The 17,600-nt window shown below is 73.8% G+C and carries 12 protein-coding genes and 1 pseudogene; 6 read left to right on the top strand and 7 right to left on the bottom strand.

What is annotated here, in order from left to right; all coding sequences use genetic code 11:
- Nucleotides 1–2: 2 nt before the first annotated feature.
- A complete protein-coding gene (locus ACFWBW_RS35200) occupies nt 3–692 on the bottom strand; it encodes a TetR/AcrR family transcriptional regulator C-terminal domain-containing protein (protein ID WP_385381668.1) in 690 nt (229 codons plus the stop codon).
- Nucleotides 693–730: 38 nt separating this feature from the next.
- Here ACFWBW_RS35200 and ACFWBW_RS35195 point away from each other — a divergent pair, with 38 nt between their 5' ends.
- The gene (locus tag ACFWBW_RS35195) at nt 731–2,170 is read left to right on the top strand and encodes an FAD-dependent monooxygenase (protein ID WP_385381665.1); all 1,440 of its coding nucleotides are present in this window, start codon (nt 731–733) and stop codon (nt 2,168–2,170) included.
- Between the two features lie 39 nt (nt 2,171–2,209).
- Here ACFWBW_RS35195 and ACFWBW_RS35190 read toward each other — a convergent pair whose 3' ends face one another.
- Together ACFWBW_RS35190 and ACFWBW_RS35185 are read right to left on the bottom strand one after the other, a co-directional pair.
- Nucleotides 2,210–3,823: an alpha/beta hydrolase gene (locus tag ACFWBW_RS35190; RefSeq protein ID WP_385381662.1), complete on the bottom strand. Its 1,614-nt coding sequence runs from the start codon at nt 3,821–3,823 to the stop codon at nt 2,210–2,212.
- 338 nt (nt 3,824–4,161) lie between these two features.
- A pseudogene (locus ACFWBW_RS35185) lies at nt 4,162–5,393 on the bottom strand (glycosyltransferase).
- A 648-nt stretch (nt 5,394–6,041) separates the two neighbouring features.
- Between ACFWBW_RS35185 and ACFWBW_RS35180 the strand changes: the two are divergent.
- On the top strand, nt 6,042–8,177 hold the full coding sequence (locus ACFWBW_RS35180) for a PIG-L family deacetylase (RefSeq protein WP_385381659.1): 2,136 nt from the start codon (nt 6,042–6,044) through the stop codon (nt 8,175–8,177).
- A gap of 58 nt (nt 8,178–8,235) precedes the next feature.
- Here the strand turns inward: ACFWBW_RS35180 and ACFWBW_RS35175 are convergent, their stop codons facing one another.
- Nucleotides 8,236–9,786, bottom strand: a complete 1,551-nt coding sequence (locus ACFWBW_RS35175; RefSeq protein WP_385381656.1) for a hypothetical protein — start codon at nt 9,784–9,786, stop codon at nt 8,236–8,238.
- Between the two features lie 257 nt (nt 9,787–10,043).
- On the opposite strand from ACFWBW_RS35175, the gene ACFWBW_RS35170 reads away from it, so the two are divergent.
- Genes ACFWBW_RS35170 through ACFWBW_RS35160 form a run of 3 tightly spaced genes read left to right on the top strand, consistent with a single transcriptional unit; the run spans nt 10,044 to nt 13,435 of the window.
- A complete protein-coding gene (locus ACFWBW_RS35170) occupies nt 10,044–11,591 on the top strand; it encodes a DUF6056 family protein (protein ID WP_385381653.1) in 1,548 nt (515 codons plus the stop codon).
- A 34-nt stretch (nt 11,592–11,625) separates the two neighbouring features.
- Nucleotides 11,626–12,708 (top strand): aromatic acid exporter family protein, encoded by a 1,083-nt coding sequence (locus tag ACFWBW_RS35165; RefSeq protein ID WP_385381650.1) that lies wholly within the window; start codon nt 11,626–11,628, stop codon nt 12,706–12,708.
- Between the two features lie 34 nt (nt 12,709–12,742).
- On the top strand, nt 12,743–13,435 hold the full coding sequence (locus tag ACFWBW_RS35160; RefSeq protein ID WP_385381647.1) for an aspartate/glutamate racemase family protein: 693 nt from the start codon (nt 12,743–12,745) through the stop codon (nt 13,433–13,435).
- Nucleotides 13,436–13,445: 10 nt separating this feature from the next.
- Here ACFWBW_RS35160 and ACFWBW_RS35155 read toward each other — a convergent pair whose 3' ends face one another.
- The 3 genes from ACFWBW_RS35155 to ACFWBW_RS35145 all read right to left on the bottom strand — a co-directional run bounded on the left by ACFWBW_RS35155 (nt 13,446) and on the right by ACFWBW_RS35145 (nt 15,808).
- Nucleotides 13,446–13,814, bottom strand: a complete 369-nt coding sequence (locus tag ACFWBW_RS35155) for a hypothetical protein (RefSeq protein WP_385381645.1) — start codon at nt 13,812–13,814, stop codon at nt 13,446–13,448.
- A 129-nt stretch (nt 13,815–13,943) separates the two neighbouring features.
- On the bottom strand, nt 13,944–14,615 hold the full coding sequence (locus tag ACFWBW_RS35150) for a response regulator transcription factor (RefSeq protein WP_385381642.1): 672 nt from the start codon (nt 14,613–14,615) through the stop codon (nt 13,944–13,946).
- On the bottom strand, nt 14,612–15,808 hold the full coding sequence (locus tag ACFWBW_RS35145) for a sensor histidine kinase (RefSeq protein WP_385381639.1): 1,197 nt from the start codon (nt 15,806–15,808) through the stop codon (nt 14,612–14,614). Before ACFWBW_RS35145 ends, ACFWBW_RS35150 begins: the two co-directional genes overlap by 4 nt.
- Before the next feature lie 111 nt (nt 15,809–15,919).
- Here ACFWBW_RS35145 and ACFWBW_RS35140 point away from each other — a divergent pair, with 111 nt between their 5' ends.
- Entirely contained in the window at nt 15,920–17,473 is a 1,554-nt protein-coding gene (locus ACFWBW_RS35140; RefSeq protein WP_385381635.1) for a hypothetical protein, read from the top strand.
- Nucleotides 17,474–17,600 lie beyond the last annotated feature (127 nt).

Here is a 17,600-nt window from a genome sequence, read left to right as displayed (position 1 = left end):
GCCTACGGCGCCGGCCGCGCAGCCGGCGGGAGCAGGGTCGCGGCGATGCCCGCGAGCACCGCCGCGAGGCCCGCTTCGAAGCCGGCGTCCTGATCGCGGAACATCTCCGGGCCCGCCTCGGCCGCCAGTGGGAAGTCGGCAAGCCGTTCGGCGCGGGCCTCGAGGTCGTAGCCCTCACCGTCCGAGCCGGGCGGCGGGCCCATCGACTGCTCCTCGATCACGTACCCGATGGTGTAGCTGTACGCGGTGAACCAGGCCCGTGCCGCCCCTGCGGCGGTGAAGCCGCCCGCGACGAGCGTCCGCAGATGGGCCTCCATCGGAGCGGCGTAGCTGATGTCGGTGAAGTGCGTGCCGCTGTAGACCTTGGCTCCGTCCCGGTAGCGCAGCAGGTGCCCCCGCAGGCCCCGCATCGCGGCCTCCAGTGCCCGCACCCAGTCCTCGGGCGGGCGGGCCGCGTCCAGGTCCGCCGTCATCCGGCGGAACATCTCGGTGGCCATCTCGTCGAGCAGGGCCTGCTTGTCCTTGAAGTGCCAGTACAGGGCGGGTGCCTTGACGTCCAGCTCCTTGGCGATGGCCCGCAGGGTCAGCCCCTCCAGGCCCACGTCGCCGAGCAGCCGCAGGGCGGTGGCGGCCACCGTCGCCCGGTCGAGCCGGGCCCGTTCGGGTTTCGCTTCTCGTTCTTCTCTCACCACCTTGACAACTTAACAGCGTTAAGCACATTCTCGTGCTCATGACCGAACTTAACAACGTTAAGGAAATCGGGGCTCCCGACGTGCTCGTCGTCGGCGCAGGCCCCACGGGACTGGCCCTGGCCATCGACCTCACCCGCCGCGGCGTCCACGCACTGGTCGTCGAGCGGGCCGACGCCCTCTTCCCCGGCTCGCGGGGCAAGGGGCTCCAGCCCAGGACCCTGGAGGTCCTCGACGACCTCGGCGTGGGGGACGCGGTAAGGGAGGCGAGTGCGCACGCACCCCTCGGGCAGATCTGGCAGGACGGCCTGCCGGTCGGCGAGCACGACATGCTCGGTGACGCCGGCGTCGGCGGCCCCACGGACACCGAGCCGCATCCGCGGGCCCGGCTGCTGCCCCAGTGGCGCACCCAGGAGATCCTGTTCGAGCGCCTCACCGGGCTCGGCGGCCGGATCCGCTTCGGCGCCGCCCTGACCGGCTTCGACCAGGACGCCGACGGGGTCAGCGCGCACCTCTCGGACGGCAGTGTGCTGCGCGCCGCCTACCTGGTCGCCGCCGACGGGGGCCGCTCCACCGTCCGCAAGGCCCTGGGCATCGGCATGACCGGCGAGACCGTGGATCCCGCCCCGATGGTCGTGGCCGACGTCCGGCTGCGTCCCGGGGCCCTGGACCGCGACCACTGGCACCTGTTCCCGGGCCCGGACGGCGGTTTCGCCGCGCTGTGCCCGCTGCCCGGGACCGACGAGCACCAATTCGTCGCGCGGACAGACGATCTCGACATCCCCGCCGCGGTCGCCGCGCTGACCCACCTGAGCGCGCAGGACGTCATCGAGGTCCGGTGGGCCTCCGACTTCAGGCCGCGCGCCGCCATGGCCGACCGGTTCCGCGACGGCCGGGTGCTGCTCGCGGGCGACGCGGCCCACGTGCACTCCCCCGCCGGCGGCCAGGGCCTCAACACCAGCGTGCAGGACGCCTACAACCTCGGCTGGAAGCTCGGACAGGTCCTGCGCCACGGTGCGGAACCCGGGCTCCTGGACACCTACGAGCAGGAGCGTCAGCCCGTCGCCGCGCACGTACTGGGGCTGTCCACGCGGATCCACCGCGGCCAGGAGGAGCGGGGCGACGCCACCCGCCAGCTCGGCCTGGGTTACCGGGGCGGCCCCCTCTCCGAGGGGGCCGCGGGCGCCCTGGAGTCCGGTGACAGGGCCCCCGACGGGCCGCTGCCGGACGGGCGCAGGCTCTTCGACCTGTTCCGGGGGCCGCAGTTCACCCTGCTGGCCGTCGGAACGGATGCCGAACTGCCGCCGGTGATACCGGAGTTCCTGCACGTCCACCGGATCGGAGCGTACGAGCCGTACGGCAAGGGGCTCTTCCTGGTCCGACCCGACGGGTACGTGGGCTGGGCGGGCGAGGACGCGACCGGACTGGCCCGCTACCTCGCCCGCCTGACCCGCCCCGGCTCACCCGCGACGGCCGGCTGAGGCGGCCGGCCGAGGCGGGCGGCCGAGGCGGATCCCCCGTCAGCGCAGGGTGGGGATCACGTCGTTCGTCTCGTCGGCTTCCACGGGACCGGTGGTGCGCCGGCCGAGCGCCTCCGGAGGCGTCTCGTCCGCACAGACGGTGCCCCGTGCGGGCAGGGCCAGGGTGGCCAGGTAGTCGTTGACGAGCGCGCTCACGCAAGCGCTCCGGTTGTAGGCGGTGTGACCCTCGGCGTCGAAGGTCAGCAGCCGTCCGGTCTCGAGCGTCCCGGCCAGGGCCACGGAGTCGCGGTACGGGGTGTCGGGGTCTCCGGTCGTGCCGAGGACCAGGATCGGGGCGGACCCGGCCGCCCGGTAGGAGCCCTCGTAGCGGCTCGGGCGTTCTGCCTGCCACTGCGCGCAGGCGGGCGCGTGGTTGTGGTCGTAGGTGGGCGGCCCGAGGCCGATGGGCGGCCCGAGCAGGGGCGCCGAGGCGGACTGCGCTCCGACCATGGCGCCCAGGAGGAGCCGGCTCGTCGGGTAGACGCGGTCGGCGCACTCGACGGCCAGGTTGACGCTCAGGAAGTCGAAGGAACCCGGCGAGGGGGGTGACAGCAGGAAGGTGGACTTGCGCGCCTGCGCCGCGGCCAGTGCCTCGCCCAGGTAGGGCCAGATCTCCTTGCCGGAGTTGATGTTGAACATCAGGCGGTAGGCGAGGGTGTAGCCGGTGGCCGGACGTCCGCTCGGGGTGATGACCGGATCGGCGTCGAGGTCCCGCTTGAGCTGTTCGAAGGCTTCCCGGGGCTTGCCCGCACCGAATCCGCAGGCGGTGGCGTTCTGCGCGCACCAGTCGAGGAACCGGCCCATCGCCGCGTCCAGCGCGGTGAACTGCACGGCGTCGTAGGCGTACGGGACGTCGGCGTAGCGGCGCGGATCGTAGCCCCCGTCCAGGACCATGGCACGCACGCGCCGGGGGAACTGGGCAGCGTACACGGTGCCGACGTAGCTGCCGAAGGAGCGGCCGTAGAAGGTGAGCGTCTCCTCGCCGAGGGCTTGGCGCAGCAGGTCGAGGTCCTTGGCGTTCGACCCGGTGCCGATGAACGGCACGAGGCCGCCGGCGCGTTCCCGGCAGGCCGCGGCGAACTCCTGGCCCTGCCGGAGGGCGGTCTGCAGGGCTCCCGGTCCGGGGACCCCGCGCGCGGCGTCGACGGCTGCCGAGTACTCCGCGTCGTTCCAGCACTCCACCTGGCCGCTGCGCGCCACGCCCCGCATGTCGTACCCGACGACGTCGAAGCCGTCACGGAGGGCGGCGGGGAGAGCGGCGTAACTGTTGCGGGCGAAGTTGACGCCGGAATTTCCGGGTCCGCCGGGGTGCAGCACGAGGACGCCGGTCCGGTGGGCCGGGTCGGCCGCGAGCTTGCGGGTGACGGCCAGCGGGATCGTGCTTCCCGTGGGCCGGCGGTAGTCCAGCGGCACCTGGGCGGTCGCGCACTCGAAGCCGTCGCCCTGGTCGTCGGCGCAGGGGCCCCAGGTGAGCGCGGGTACGGGCGGGGCGGGCAGGGCGGTCGCCGTGGCGGCCCCCGGCCTGACTCCGAGGAGCGCCGTGACCGCGATCAGGACGAGGGCTATCCCCCACACCACTCGCTTGCGCGCATCATCGGCTAAACGGGTCTGCATGCGGTGAACTCCCTTGTCGACAGGCCCCAGGGCGCACACGAGATCGGGGGTGAGTGGGCGCCCGCGCTCGGCTGAGCGGCAGGCTCAGGTTCCCATCCGTAGGGCGGGCCGGGCTAGACGGCAGCTCCCACGGGATGCGGAACGTACGGCCCCGGCCTGCGGATTCGGGCCGCCGTCCTGCTGGGCCGAGCGGATGAGGGCGGGCCCGTCCGGGGCCGCCGCCCGGGCCCCCGGACGGCGGCGGGTGTGCACCGCCGATCGCGAAGGAGCGACGGAGCGACTGCGGGATGGGGCGACTGCGGGACGGGGCGACCGGGCGACCTCGACCGGAGTCGGGGTCATGCGGTCGGGGCGGCCCGGGTGGTCCCCTTGATGAGCAGGCGCGCCGCCACCGTCGTCCCGTCGGTGCGGACCGCGGCGGCCGCGGAGGCCGCCCGGGCGCGGGTCTCGGGGGCCAGGGCCGTGCGCAGCGCGGCCGACAGGAACCCGGCCGCAGGGGCCGGGCCCTCGTGAGCCGCACCGATGCCCAGGCCGGTGACCCGGCCGGCCCAGTAGGGCTGGTCCGCCCCCTGCGCCAGCACCACCTGGGGCACTCCGGCCAGGGCGGCGGTCGTCGTGGTGCCCGCGCTGCCGTGGTGCACGACCGCTGCCACCCGGGCGAAGAGTGCCCGATGGTTGACCTCGTCGACGAGGAGGCAGTCGTCCCGGCCGCCGGTCAGGGTCAGTCCGGCCCAGCCCCGGGAGACGACTGCGCGGCGGCCCCGCGCACGGATCGCTTCGACGGCTCCTCGTGCGACTTCTGCGAGGGTGCCCGGGGGCATGCTGCCGAAGCCGACGTAGACGGGCGGGGGGCCGTCGTCCAGGAACTCCACCAGTTCGGCGGGGAGCGGACGTTCGTCCGGTGCGCACCATGCTCCGGTCTGCACCACGCCGAGTCCCGTCGGCTGCCACGGGGAGAGGAACGGGTCCGTGGCCGGCCACGGGTGGTCGGTGAAGGCGTAGTCACGGACGGAGTCCACCGGCGCCATGCCGGCCGCCGCCCGCAGGGCGTCGAGCGTCTCGCCGAACATGGTGTGCGCGATGCGGGCGTCCAGGTCCCACAGTGCCTGGTTGTCGGTGGCGCCCGGCGGCAGCGGCTGCCCCCGCCGGGCGGGCGGGGGCCGGTGGGACGACGGCAGACTGACGGGCTGGTGGCTCGCGTGCACGTAGCGCAGGCCCAGCTTCTCGGCCACCGAGCGCGCGCCCGCGGTGACCGGCAGGGGACCGGTCGCCACGAGCGCGTCCGCCCCCTCGGCCGCCGCGGCGACGATGTCGACTGTGCGGCCATCAGATCCGCCGCCCGCTGCGCCGGCCCCTCGGCCGATCCCGGCGTCACCGAGGTCACCAGCAGGCGCACCGGGCTGCCGGCCGGCACCAACTCCACGCCGAGCCCGGCCAGGCGTACGGCGAACTCCTCGTCGGGCGGCGCGCACATCCGCACTTCCGCACCGAGTTCCCGCAACCTGACCGCCAGCCCCGCCATCGGCTCCACGGCCCCGTGCGACCCGTACGTCGACAACACCACACGCATCCGGCGACTCCCCTTTCCGGCACATCGGTAGAGGCGGAGGACCCTGGATCCCCGGCTTCGGCAGGCGATTCTTCGCCACGCCCCGGGCCTTGCCGCAAGCCCTCCTCGGCCCTATATGTTGATCTTCGCGAGGGGTGCGTACTGCCGCCGCGCGCGACGGATTCGACGCGAACGCCGACGCCGCCGGACTGCCGGGCCGCCCGTCTGCGGGCCTCGGGCGAGGGTGCCCGCCGTGTGGATCCGATCACATGAGAGGTACCCTCCCGCGCGGCCACCGGCGAGGGGTGCGGCCTGGCCGCCGACTCCGCGTCAGGTGTCGGGATTGCGGCAAATGCCGCTCCCACCAGGGGATGGACTCCGCGAACAGCCGGATGCGCCGGTCCTGCACGCTCGACGGGGCGGCACGGTTCGCCTGGGCGCAGGGCGAGAACCCACTCGCGACACATACGGACAAAGTTGCCAAACTCGGGCGATACAGGTGAAAGTCACCTGATGGCTACACATAAAGGGCCTGACGGTTCGTCAGGCGCACGCGCGCGAGGCATAATCGGACCCGGTCGTCTCCGGAAAGCGGTGGGGCCAACGGGGCGTCGACCCACCCCGCAGCCCAAATTCGCACCCGCCCGATCGATTCCCGAGGCTTCGCAGATGTCCCTGGCCAGCCGCACCCGCCTCGCGGCCGTGCTCACCGCGCTCACCGTCGGCACCGTCGGGGTGACGGCATGGGCCTACACCGACGGAACCGCACCGGAGCTCGAGACGCCCGCGACGGCGCCCCGCCCGAGTGTGACCGGGGGCACGGTCCTCCAGGTGGTCGCGCATCCCGACGACGACCTGTACTTCATGAACCCCGATGTGAGCCGCACCATATCGACGGGCATCAAGGTCACCACCGTCTATCTCACCGCCGGCCAGGCCGACGGCCACAACGAGGCCCACGAAGGACAGCTGCAGGACCCCGTGCGCCCCGCCGACCACGCCGCCTACGCGGAGGGCAGGCAGAACGGCGTACGGGCCGCCTACGCGCAGATGGCCACCGGAAACCGCGCCAGCGCCTGGGAGCGCCGCTCCATACCCACCGTCGGCGGCGGGAGCGCCGAGGTGGACGTCCTCGTGGCGCGGCCCGAGGTCAACCTGGTGTGGATGCAGCTGCGGGAGGCCGGCGAGATCACCAAGGACGTTCCGGTCAGCCTGCGCGGGCTGTGGGACGGCCGGATACCCACCCTGGGTGTCCAGCTGAGCTCGGCGACGCCGGTCAAGCCGTCCGGGTTCTCGTACACCAAGGACCAGGTCGTGGATGCCATCGCGGCGGTCTTCGCGATGTACCGGCCGACCACCATACGGACGCAGGACCCGACGCCCGGCCCCGGCAAGGCCGACCACCAGGACCACATATACGGCGCCCGCTTCGTGCAGGCCGCGACCGAACGCTACGCGAAGTCCACGGACCGGCCGCACTTCTCGGTCCAGAACTACGTGAGCTATCCGAACACCGGCCTGCCGCCCGCCCTCGACCCGAAGCCCGCCGCGGAGAAGCTCGACTACCTCAAGACCTACGCCTGGATGGACCGCGTCAACTGGTGCGGCAGCCCCGCCGGCTGCGGCGACCGCAAGCTGGCCACCCGGCCCCAGGGCGCCTATCCCGGCTGGAACCGGACCATCCGCTACGGCCGGGGCGACGGCAGCTCCTGGATGACCGAGGGCACACCCGGCAATCTGTGGGCCTTCAGCGTGCTGGACGGCCGGATGGCCTACTGGTCGCGCAGTGGTCCCAAGGCCGCCTGGCAGGGGCCCCGCTTCCTCGACGGGACCTGGATGGACACGGGTGCCACGGCGGTCCGGCTCCCCGACGGCAGGGTCGGGGTCTTCGGTACCCGGACCACGCTGGGCACCACACCCCAGGGATTCAAACGCGAGATCGTGTACCGCGTCCAGACGGCGCCCGACGGCGCCTTCGGCCCGTGGCGGTCCCTGGGCACCCCGGACACGGACCACCTCGCCGACGGCTCGGCGATCAGCGCGCCGGCCGTGGCCGTGGACCGTACCGGCCGGATGACCGTCTACGTCCGCGACACCCGGCGCTTCCTGCGCGCCAGCGCGCAGTCGGCCCCCGACGGCGCCTTCGGCGCCTGGTCGTCCCTGGGCGGCTCCGCCCTCCGGAAGGACCCGCTCTGGGGCGACCCGGTCACCGCCACGGACTCGGACGGCCGGCGCCATGTGTACGTGGCCACGACCAGGACCGTGCTGGCCTGGGTCCAGCGCGCACCGGGCGCTCCCTTCGGTCCCCCCGTGCCGACCAAGCTTCCGTGGACCGCCGGACCGCTCTCGGCGGTCCCCGAGGGCGACGGCGTCGCGCTGTTCTTCCGGCGCCCCGGCGCGGGCACCGTCGAAAAGAGCCTGGCCACCTACCACCCGGGCGGACCGAGGTTCTCCCCGGTCACCACTCTGGGCGGCCAGGGCGGCTACGGCTCCGTCGGAGTCGCGGGTGACCTGCTCGTGGGCCGCGCCGGTACGGGCACCGTCGCCGACTGGAACACGGACCGCGGACCGTCCTGGTACGAGTCCCAGATGTACTACACGGGCGCCCCGGCGGCCGTGGCTCCCCCGGACGGCCCCGCCATCGGCGCCGTTCTCGGCCTGGACGCCGCCCTGCACCTGACGACCCCTCCCCCGAACGCCCCCAGGCCGGTCAGCAACCGGCCGCCCTACGCACCCTGGTACCCGGCCGTCCCGCCGTCGCAGGGCGCGGCGGACATCGCCGCGGGTCCCGGGTCGCAGCGCTGAGCGTGCCGCCGCCGGGTGGGGGAACGCAGCCCGTCCGAAGTCCCGGGGCGTACGCGGTCTAAGGGCGCAGGGGCGGGGTCGGGAGCCCCGGGCCGTCGAGCGCCACCAGCGCCAGGACGGCGATGGAGCCCGTCCACGCGAGGGGTGCGACCGAGGAGGGCCGGCCCTTCCCGTCCACCTTCTCCGGCAGTTCGCCGAGCGCGTTCCGCTTGGAGAGGACCCAGTCCAGAACCCGCCCGGCCTTCTCGGGCCGGCCCGTGCCGGCCCAGGCGAGCGCGAAGAAGGACGTACTGGGTGTCCAGGCGTACGCGCCCCAGCGCGCCCCGGGATCGTTCCCGGGGGTCAGCCCGCCGTTGGGCAGCAGGAGTTCCCGGTACGTGGTGTCCAGCGCCCCGGCAAGGCCGGCGGGGGCTTCGTTGAAGGGGGGCGCCATGAAGGCCACCGCGCTGTCGTGCCCGTGGCGTCCGTCCACGGTGCGCTGGTACCCCAGGGGCAGGAAGCGCCGGGAGATCCCGGCGGAGAGCCGCCGGGCAGCAGCCGCCCAGCGGGCAGCGTCCTGGGGCCGGTTCGCCTCGCGGGCGAGGTCGGCGGAGGCGTTGAGCCCGGCGAGCAGCGGGGCGGCCGTGCCGATGTTCGGGGTCGCCGTCGTCAGCTCCCAGTAGTCGGGGGACGCCGGGGGCAGTCCGTCCGCCCGGAGGGAGCCCGCCGCGCGGTCGGCCGCCTTGCGGATCATCGGGTAGAGGGTGGCCAGCCGGGCCCCGCGGGTGGCCCGGGGGGCCTTCTGGTACCACTGCCAGGTGGCCCAGGGGACCCAGCCGTTGGCGTCGAGCTGGGCGCTCCTGGCATCGGGCGGCCCCGATCCGTCGAGCTTCGTACGCGCTTCCCAGGTGCCGTCCGCTCGCTGGGTCGCGGCGCTGTAGCTCAGGATCCGGTGGGCCTCGGCGTCGTGGCCGGTGTGCGCGAAGGCCGCGGAGGCGAAGCTGGAGTCGCGCGGCCAGGAGTACTTCCAGCCGTGGCTCCAGCCCGCCGCCAGGGCTCCGTTGGGCCGGAGCAGGGCGCGCATGGCCAGCAGGGCCCGCTCGGCCGTCGCGCGCTGCTCGGGCGAGGCGCCGGGGATCCGGCCGGTGGCCAGCCAGGCGCGGCTGCGTTCGATCTGCCGCAGGGCGGGCGGATGGCCGGCGGCGACCACTGCGGAGGCCCTCTTGTCGTCGGGAAGGTACATCCACCGGCCGGAGGCCAGCCGCAGGACGTGGCTCCCCCGGACGTACCGCGCGTCCGCGGCGAGGGCCGGCGGAACGCCTTCGGCGCCGGTCGTGTTGGACAGGAGGCCGGCGGTGGGGGCCTCGAGGGCCGCCGGCCGGGCGTGTCCGGGCTCGGCGGCGGAACGGGCCCGGTGCCCCACGGGCAGGACGAACTGCGCCGGGCCGCCGTCCTCGTGCCCGGCGTCCCGCCGGTCCCCGGGGTGACCCGCCCCGTACTGCCGGGCGTCGTACCCGGTGGCGTGCCCCGGGTGCCGGGCCGCGGGCTGGCCCGAGGTGCACACGGGTACGGCGACGCTCGCCAAGGCCGCCGTGACGACCGCCCAACGGCCGGGCCGGACACCTGGCATCGCCGCTCCCTCCGCCGGGCCCGCATGCGTACGGACCCTGGCTCCTCATCCTGGGAGAGCCCCGCTCAGGCCGCCACGGAAGGCCCGCCGCGCGGGTGACCCGGGAGCGCGGAGGGGCCCGCGGCCCCGTACCCGTCCTGGCGCACCCGGGATGCCGGGGGCCGCGGGGCGTGCACATCATGGGGCCCGAGTCCACCGCGGGCGGCGGGCGCGTCGGCCGCTCCTCACGGCCGGCTTCCGCTGCGAAGGACAGGTACATGACCACAGTCGAGGTCCAGGACGAGACCGAGGAGCGGAGGGCGGGGAACACCCGTGTCCGGCGCCGTCCGCACCTGCGCGGAGTCCTCACGGCCACCGGGGCGGTGCTCGTCGCGGCGGCCGGGGCCCTGGTCGCCGTCGGATGCTTCCTCGGTCTCTACGTGCGGCCCACGTCCGACGACTGGTGCGCCGCGTGGAAGTCGCGCGACATGGGGGTCTTCGGCATCACCTCCGACTTCTACATGACCCAGAACGGCAGGATCACCAACGCCTTCCTGAGCGGGATCATCTACGGCGACGGACTGGTCGGGGCCAAGATCCTGCCCACGGTCATAGCCGTCGCGTTCACCGTGGGACTGGTGCTGCTGGGCCGCGAGTTCGTCCGGTTCACCGGCGGCAGGCCCCGACTGCCGGCCCTGATCGCGTGCGCCCTGGTCATCCAGGCCCTGGTCTACTTCGCGGGCCCGCGCAGCTACCAGGTCCTGCTGTGGGCCCCCGCCACGATCTCGCACACCGTGCCGAGCGTCATCGGCGTGTGGGCGCTCCTGCTGGCCCTGCGGACCGCCACCCATCCCCGCACCGCCATCCGGGTGACCGGCCTGGTCGCCGCGTTCGTCATCGCCTTCGCCATCGGGACCCTGAGCGAGCCGTTCGCGCTCGTCAGCGGTCTCCTCGCGACGCTGGTCGGCCTGCTCTGCCTGCCCCGGCTCGGACTCGCACGGAACGGGCAGCCCTTCACCTGGTGCCTCGTCTGGTGCGCGGGCCTGGTCAGCGGCCTGATCGTGCTCTACACCTCCCCCGGTGCCCGGTGGCGCCGGGCACAGCATCCGGCCGAGGAGTCCCTGCTGTCCGCCGGCGGGCTCCGGGCCACCTTCGGGGACTGGGTGCGCATGTGGGAGTCCGTCACCGGGCGGCCGGCCTACCTCGGGGCCGCGGCCGTCGGCGTGCTGCTGGGGCTGGCGATGGTCCTGGGGAGGGGCCGGCGCGGCGGTCCCGGGCCCGCGGAGCGGGAGCCGCTTCGGGCCGTGCCGCGCGGCACGCTGATCGCCCTCCTGCTGATCCCGGTGGCGGTGGTGGTCCTGGGCTCGTTCGCCGTCGTGGTGGGCCTGCGCAGCGGCTACGGGCCGACCGGTTGGACGTACGCCCGTACCTGGACGAGCTATCTGGTGCCGATGGAGCTGGCGCTCTGCGGCTACGGCGCCCTGGCGGGGGCGTGGGGCGGGCGGCGGCTCCGGCAGCACCGGAGCGCCGGCCCGGCGCTCCTGGCCGGCGCCGTGGCGGCGGGCTGCCTCGCGCTGGCCTCGGTGGCCGCCTTGGTCCCGGAGCTCCAGCGGCTCACGACCGCGACGGTCGCCCGCTCGATCGCTTGGGACGCGCAGAACGCGCGCATCGAGGCCGCGGCCGAGCGGGGAGCGGCGGACGTGGCCTACAAGCCCCTGTACATCGGCAGTCTCGCCGAGCCCTTCTTCACGCGGACCTACGAGCGGGACTGGGTCTCCGCCTGTGTGTCGAAGTGGTACGGCGTGGACCGGATCCACCGCGGCTGAACCGTCCGTGCCGGGGGCACACCGAAGGGAACGGATGACCGATCTCACCGACTCCCCGGCACGACGGGCCGGGCGTGCCGGGCGGGCCCGGGCGCTGCTGCGCACCGAGGGTCCGGTGGCCGCCCGGATCGTGGTCACCGTGGCCCTCGCCTGGCAGACCGCGCTGTGGCTGGGCGCCGACCAGCCGCCGGTGTTCGCGGCGCTCGTCCCCCTGGTGGCCCTGCGCGGTGATCCGATGACGGCCCTGGGCACCTCGCTGCAGCGGATCCTGGGGGTCGTGGCGGGCGTGCTGATCGCGATCGCCGTCCTGAACCTGTGGCGGCCCTCCACCCTCACCCTGACCCTGGTGGTGGCCCTGGGCCTCGGTGTCGGCATGGTCCTGCGGGCCGGGGGCGCACTCAATCTCCAGGTCGCCCTGTCATCGCTGCTTGTCTTCGCCAATGCCTCCCCCGACTCCTACGCGCTGGACCGCGTCTGGGAGACCGCGGCGGGCGCGGCCGTCACCATCCTCCTCGCTCCGCTGCTGTGGCCGCCCGACCCCCAGCGCATCCTGGAGGCCGTCTCCGACGACTGCGGGGCCCGCCTGGGCCGTTCCCTCACCGGCACGGCGGCGGTGCTGGGCGGCGGGCCGGCCGCCGCCCGCGACAATCGCACCCGGGTGCACACCCACGTCGAAGCGGTGCACGCGGGCGCCGCACGCGCCCGCGAAGCCGAACGCGCCCTGCGCTTCAACCCCCTGCACCGCCGTCAGCGCGGCACCGTGCGCCTCCTGGCCGGGCGCATCGCCATCGTCGACGGGCTCGCCGTGCACGTGGCGACACTGGCCGGGGAGGTGGCCGCGTTCAGCGGCCGGGAGGACCTCGCTCCCGATCTTGCCAGGGCTCGGCTGTGGGTTCCCGACCTGGCCTCGCTCACCGCCCGGGCCATCGAGCAGGTCTTGTCGGGAGACGATCCGCGGGCCGCCGTGGCCGCCGCCCGCGAGGGGTTGGCCGCCTACGCCCGCGCGGACCCCCGGCCCATGGCCGTCGCCCTGCGGCGGCCGGTGCACCGGGTCCTGGACGAGCTGGAGGGCCCACCCACAGAAGACCCAGACACTCAAAGTCCGACTTATGGATGAGCGGGAATTGCAGACTCTCTCTTATGGTGGGCGCATGAAGACGATCGGGTTGATCGGCGGTATGAGCTGGGAGTCGACGGCGGAGTACTACCGGATCCTCAACGAGCGGACCCGCGAGCGCCTCGGCGGACTCCACTCCGCACGCTGCGTGCTCTATTCCGTGGACTTCGCGGAGATCGAGCGGTTGCAGGTCCAAGGCCGCTGGGAGGAAGCCGGCGAGGCACTGGCCGACGCCGCCCGGTCGCTGGAGGCGGCGGGCGCGGAGCTCCTGCTGATCTGCACCAACACCATGCACAAGGTCGCCGACTCGGTCGAGGCGGCCGTCTCCGTCCCGCTTCTGCACCTCGCGGACACCACGGCGGCTGCCGTCCGCGACGCCGGACTGCGCCGGGTGGGGCTCCTGGGCACCGCGTTCACGATGGAACAGGACTTCTACCGGGGCCGCCTGGCCGCCGGCGGGCTCGACGTCCTCGTGCCGGATCCCGACGGGCGGGCGCTCGTACACCGGGTGATCTACGAGGAGCTCTGTCTCGGCGTCGTCCGCGAGGAATCGCGCGCGGCGTACCGCCGGGTCGTCGAGGACCTCGTCGCCGAGGGCGCCGAGGGAGTCGTCCTGGGGTGCACGGAGATCGAACTCCTCATCGGCCCCGCGGACAGCCCCGTCCCGCTCTTCCCCACTGCCCGCCTGCACGCCGAGGCGGCGGTGGACGCGGCCCTGGCCCCGTGAGCCCGCCCTGTCAGGCGGGGGCGAAGAGGTCTTCGTCCGCGTCGTCGAGGATGAATCCGTTGTCGAAGCGCACCCGGACGGTCACCCGGAGCGGCTCCGCCCGGTAGGCGTTCCACGCGGGTTCCAGCCCGGCGACCTTCTCCTCCAGCTGCTTCTTGCTCTCCGCCGGCATCCCCGTGCCGTAGGCGTCGAGGAGCGAGCCCAGCCTCTCGTACTCGCGGGACTCCGGAGTCTGCAGGTCGTGCTCGACCACCCGCTCCACGGTGCCCTCGGTACCCGCCGCCAGGGACAGCGAACCGGCGACGGCCCCCGCCGTGGCGGAGGGGTCCTCCGTCATCGCCACCCAGTCGGTCAGCCGGACGTCTGCCGCCAGCCTCACCCGCCGGCCTTCTTTCAGCGCCATCGCTTCTTCAACTCTCCGCTCGGTACGTGCCGTGCCATTATCCGTCCCGGTCCTCGCAGATCCTTCGGCGGCATGCGCCAACGGCCGGCCCGGGCACGCCGGAGGTCAGCCGGAGGCGGGGTCCGCGATGCGGTAGCCCACGCCGGGGGTGGTCGTGATGATCTGCGGGGCGCCCAGTTTGCGGCGCAGGCGTCCCATGGTGACCGCGACCGTGTTGGTGAACGGGTCCGCGTTCTCGTCCCACACCTGTTCCAGGAGGGCCTCGGCGCTCAGGAATCCGGGGCCAGCCCGGAGCAGTGCCTCCAGGACGGCGAACTCCTTGACGGAGAGCTCCAGGCGGGCGCCGTCCCGCAGGGCGGTGCGGTGGACCGGATCGAGTTCGATTCCGGCGGCGCGCAGCGTGCGGGGCCGGGCCGCGGGCCTGCGGCGGGCCAGGGAGCGGATGCGCAGGATCAGTTCGGGGAAGTGGAAGGGTTTGGCGAGGTAGTCGTCGGCGCCCAGGGTGAGGCCGCTGACCCGGTCGCCCGGTGATCCGGCGGCGGTCAGCATCAGCACCATCGCGCGGTCGTCCCGCTCGGTGACCATCCGGCAGAGCGTGTCGCCGTGGATGCCGGGCAGGTCCCGGTCGAGGACCACCACGTCGTACGCGTTGACGTCGAGCTTGGCCGCGGCGGCCAGCCCGTCGTACGCGAGGTCCACGGCCATTCCCTGGTCGCGCAGTCCCTCGGCGACCACCTCGGCGAGGGAGCGCGCGTCCTCGACGACCAGGATCCTCACGGCGTCCCCCCGATCAGGTCGTCCGAGCCGTTCGGGGCGGCCGCCGACGGCATCGCGGCCGTCACCTTCAGTCCGCCTTCCGGGCGGACGCGGAGGTCGAGCCGGCCTCCGTGCGCGGAGACGATGGCGGCGACGATCGACAGTCCCAGTCCTGAACTCTCCTGCGATCCGGTCCGGTCGGCGCCGAGCCGCTCGAACGGCTGCGTCAGCCGGTCCACCTGCTCCTGGTCGAGGACGCTTCCGCCGGTTTCGACGACGAGGCGGACCCAGGAGTCGTCCTCCGCGCCGGTGCCGTCCTCGGTGGCGATCCGGATCCAGCCGCCCCCCTGGTTGTGCACGATCGCGTTGTCGATCAGGTTCTGCACCAGCCGGGACAGCAGCGCCGGGCTGCCCCGCGTCCACGCCCGCGGCGCCGACCCGTCCTCGACGGTCAGGTTCTTCTCCGCGACGGCGGCGGCCCTGGCGTCCAGCGCCTCTCCCGCCAGTTCGGCGAGCGAGACGGGGACCCGGTCGGGGAGAACCCCGTGCTGGGCCCGGGCCAGGACGAGGAAGCCTTCCAACAGGCGGTCCACCCGGTCCAGTTCGGTACGCACCCGGCCGGCGAGCGCGAGCGTCTGCGGCGCGGGCTGCGGTTTGGCCACGGCCACGTCGAGCGATGCCCGGATCGTCGTCAGCGGAGTGCGCAGTTCGTGCGAGGCGTTGGCCACGAAGCGCCGTTGCGCGGCGAACGCGGCCTCCAGGCGTGCCAGGAGGCCGTCCACCGTGTCCGCGAGCTCCTTGACCTCGTCGTCGGGCCCGGCCACGGCGAGCCGCTGGTCCAGCGTGTCCGCGGAGATCCGCCGCGTGGCCGCGGTGATCAGGCGCAGCGGGCGCAGAACGTGCCCGGCGAGGATCCGGCCGAGCAGGAGCGAGACCGCTGCCATCACGACGATCGCGATCAGCGACCCGAACAGGAGCTGCCTGGACTGCTGGGCATGTACGTCCGCGAGCTGTCGTTCGAGGTCGAGGACGTGCTGGGCGACGCCCGTGGCCGGCCCGCCCGGCGGCGGCTGCCGTCCGGGAGCGGTCACGGCCACGTCGGAGCGGGCGAACAGGTAGATCAGGCCGATCAGCCCGATCCCGGAGAGCAGGAAGACCGTGGCGTAGAGAATAGTGAACCGCCGTCCGACGGTCCCGCTCCGTTGTGTGACCATGGTTCCACTCCCCGTCCCGTCCGATGGCGTCCAGCATGCCCCGCGGCACCTAACAGCGTCATGACAGCGGCGGTTCGGACCCCGTTACGGCCGGCTGCGTAGAACCGAAGCATGCTCACACACAACGAACTCCTCCGGCAGGAGTGGACCCGCTTCCTGCGTCCGGCCCGACTGATCGCCCTGGTCACGGCGGCCCTGATGGTCCTCGCCCTCGGGCTGCTCTACGCGTTCGGCAACCACGCGTCCTGCGCCGGCACCTGCCCGGCCGACCCCACCGGTCCGGACGGGACCGCGGTCAGCGACCAGTTCGCCTTCATGCACCGGGATCTGGGGCGCGAGGGCAGCATCACGGTCCGGATGACGTCCATGACGGGCACCATCACCTATCCGCCGCCCCACCACGACAGAATCGTCCCGGGCCTGGTGCCGTGGGCGAAGGCCGGGATCATCATCAAGGACGGCGTCCGCCAGGGGTCCTCGTACGCGGCCTTGATGGTCACGGGCGAGCACGGCGTGCGGATGCAGCACGACTACCGGCACGACATCGCGGGGAGCACCGTCAACGGCGCCGCGGTCTCGGCCCGGTCGCCGCGGTGGCTCCGGCTGACCCGGGCGGGCGACACCGTCACGGGCTACGAGTCCTCCGACGGCGAGCGGTGGGTGAAGGTGGCCGCGGTGAAGCTGCCCGGACTGCCCGAGACGGCGCAGGTCGGTCTGTTCGCCACCTCTCCCGGCGACCTGACGCTGCGGCCGGTGGGCCTGGGCGGAGCCACGGAGCAGGTGCGCTTCACCCAGGCCGCCGGTTCCTTCGACCAAGTCCGCCTGGAGGGCGCCGGCGCGGGCGGGAGCTGGCGGGCCGGGCTGGTCGGCCACGTGAACAGCACCGACTGGGAGAAGAACCACAAGGCGTCCGGCGCGGTCGAGGAAAGCGGCACGATCACCGTCACCGGCGTCGGCGACATCGGGCCCGCGGCCACCACGGGCGGCCGCCCCGTGGAGGGGATGCTGACCGGTCTGAGCCTCGCCCTGCTCATCGTGCTCGTGGTGGCCGTACGGTTCGCCGGTGGCGGGTCCGGTCGCCGCGGGTCCGGGGACGCCGCGCCGCTCACCCGTGCGGTGTTGGGGGCGCGGGCCGTCGTCGTGGGAGCCGTGACCTTCGTGACCGGGCTGCTCGCCGTGGGCATCGCTGTGCCGGTCGGCGCGGCGGTCCTGGAGTCGAACGGGGTGCCCGTGGTGGGGCTGTCCGCACTCACCGGAGCCCGGGTGGTCCTCGGCGTCTCCGCGGTGCTCGCCCTCACGGCCGTGCTCGCCCTGGCCCTCGGCGCGGTGCTGCGCCGCTGGCTCGCGGTGCTCGTCGCCGTCTCGGCGGTCGTGGTCCCGTACGCCGTGTCCACCGTCCCCCTGCTGAGCGACGGACTCGCGCAGTGGCTGCTCCGGGTGACGCCGGCCGCCGGTTTCGCCGTACAGCAGACCCTGGTGGAGTACCCGCAGGTCACCGCTCATTACGCGCCTTCCGCGGGGTACTTCCCGCTGCCCTGGTGGGCCGGGGTCGCGGTGCTGTGCGCCTACACGGTGGCCGCCATGGCCCTGGCGCTGCGCCGCCTGCCCCGGAGCGGCGAGCGGGCCGAGGTTCCGGCCGCCGACCCCGTGGCCGAGCCTGCCTAGGGGGTGTCTTGCCGATCGGGCCGGATCAGGGAGCGGTGTCTGGTGCCGTGGATCGCAAGGCGGAGGAGGGAGTCGACGCGGAGCGTCGGCGAGTGACGACAACGCGGCGAGGTGCGGCACCAGACAC

It is taken from the genome of Streptomyces sp. NPDC059957, assembly GCF_042730015.1.
Lineage (GTDB): Bacteria > Actinomycetota > Actinomycetes > Streptomycetales > Streptomycetaceae > Streptomyces.
This window is presented reverse-complemented; position numbering and strand designations above follow the sequence as displayed.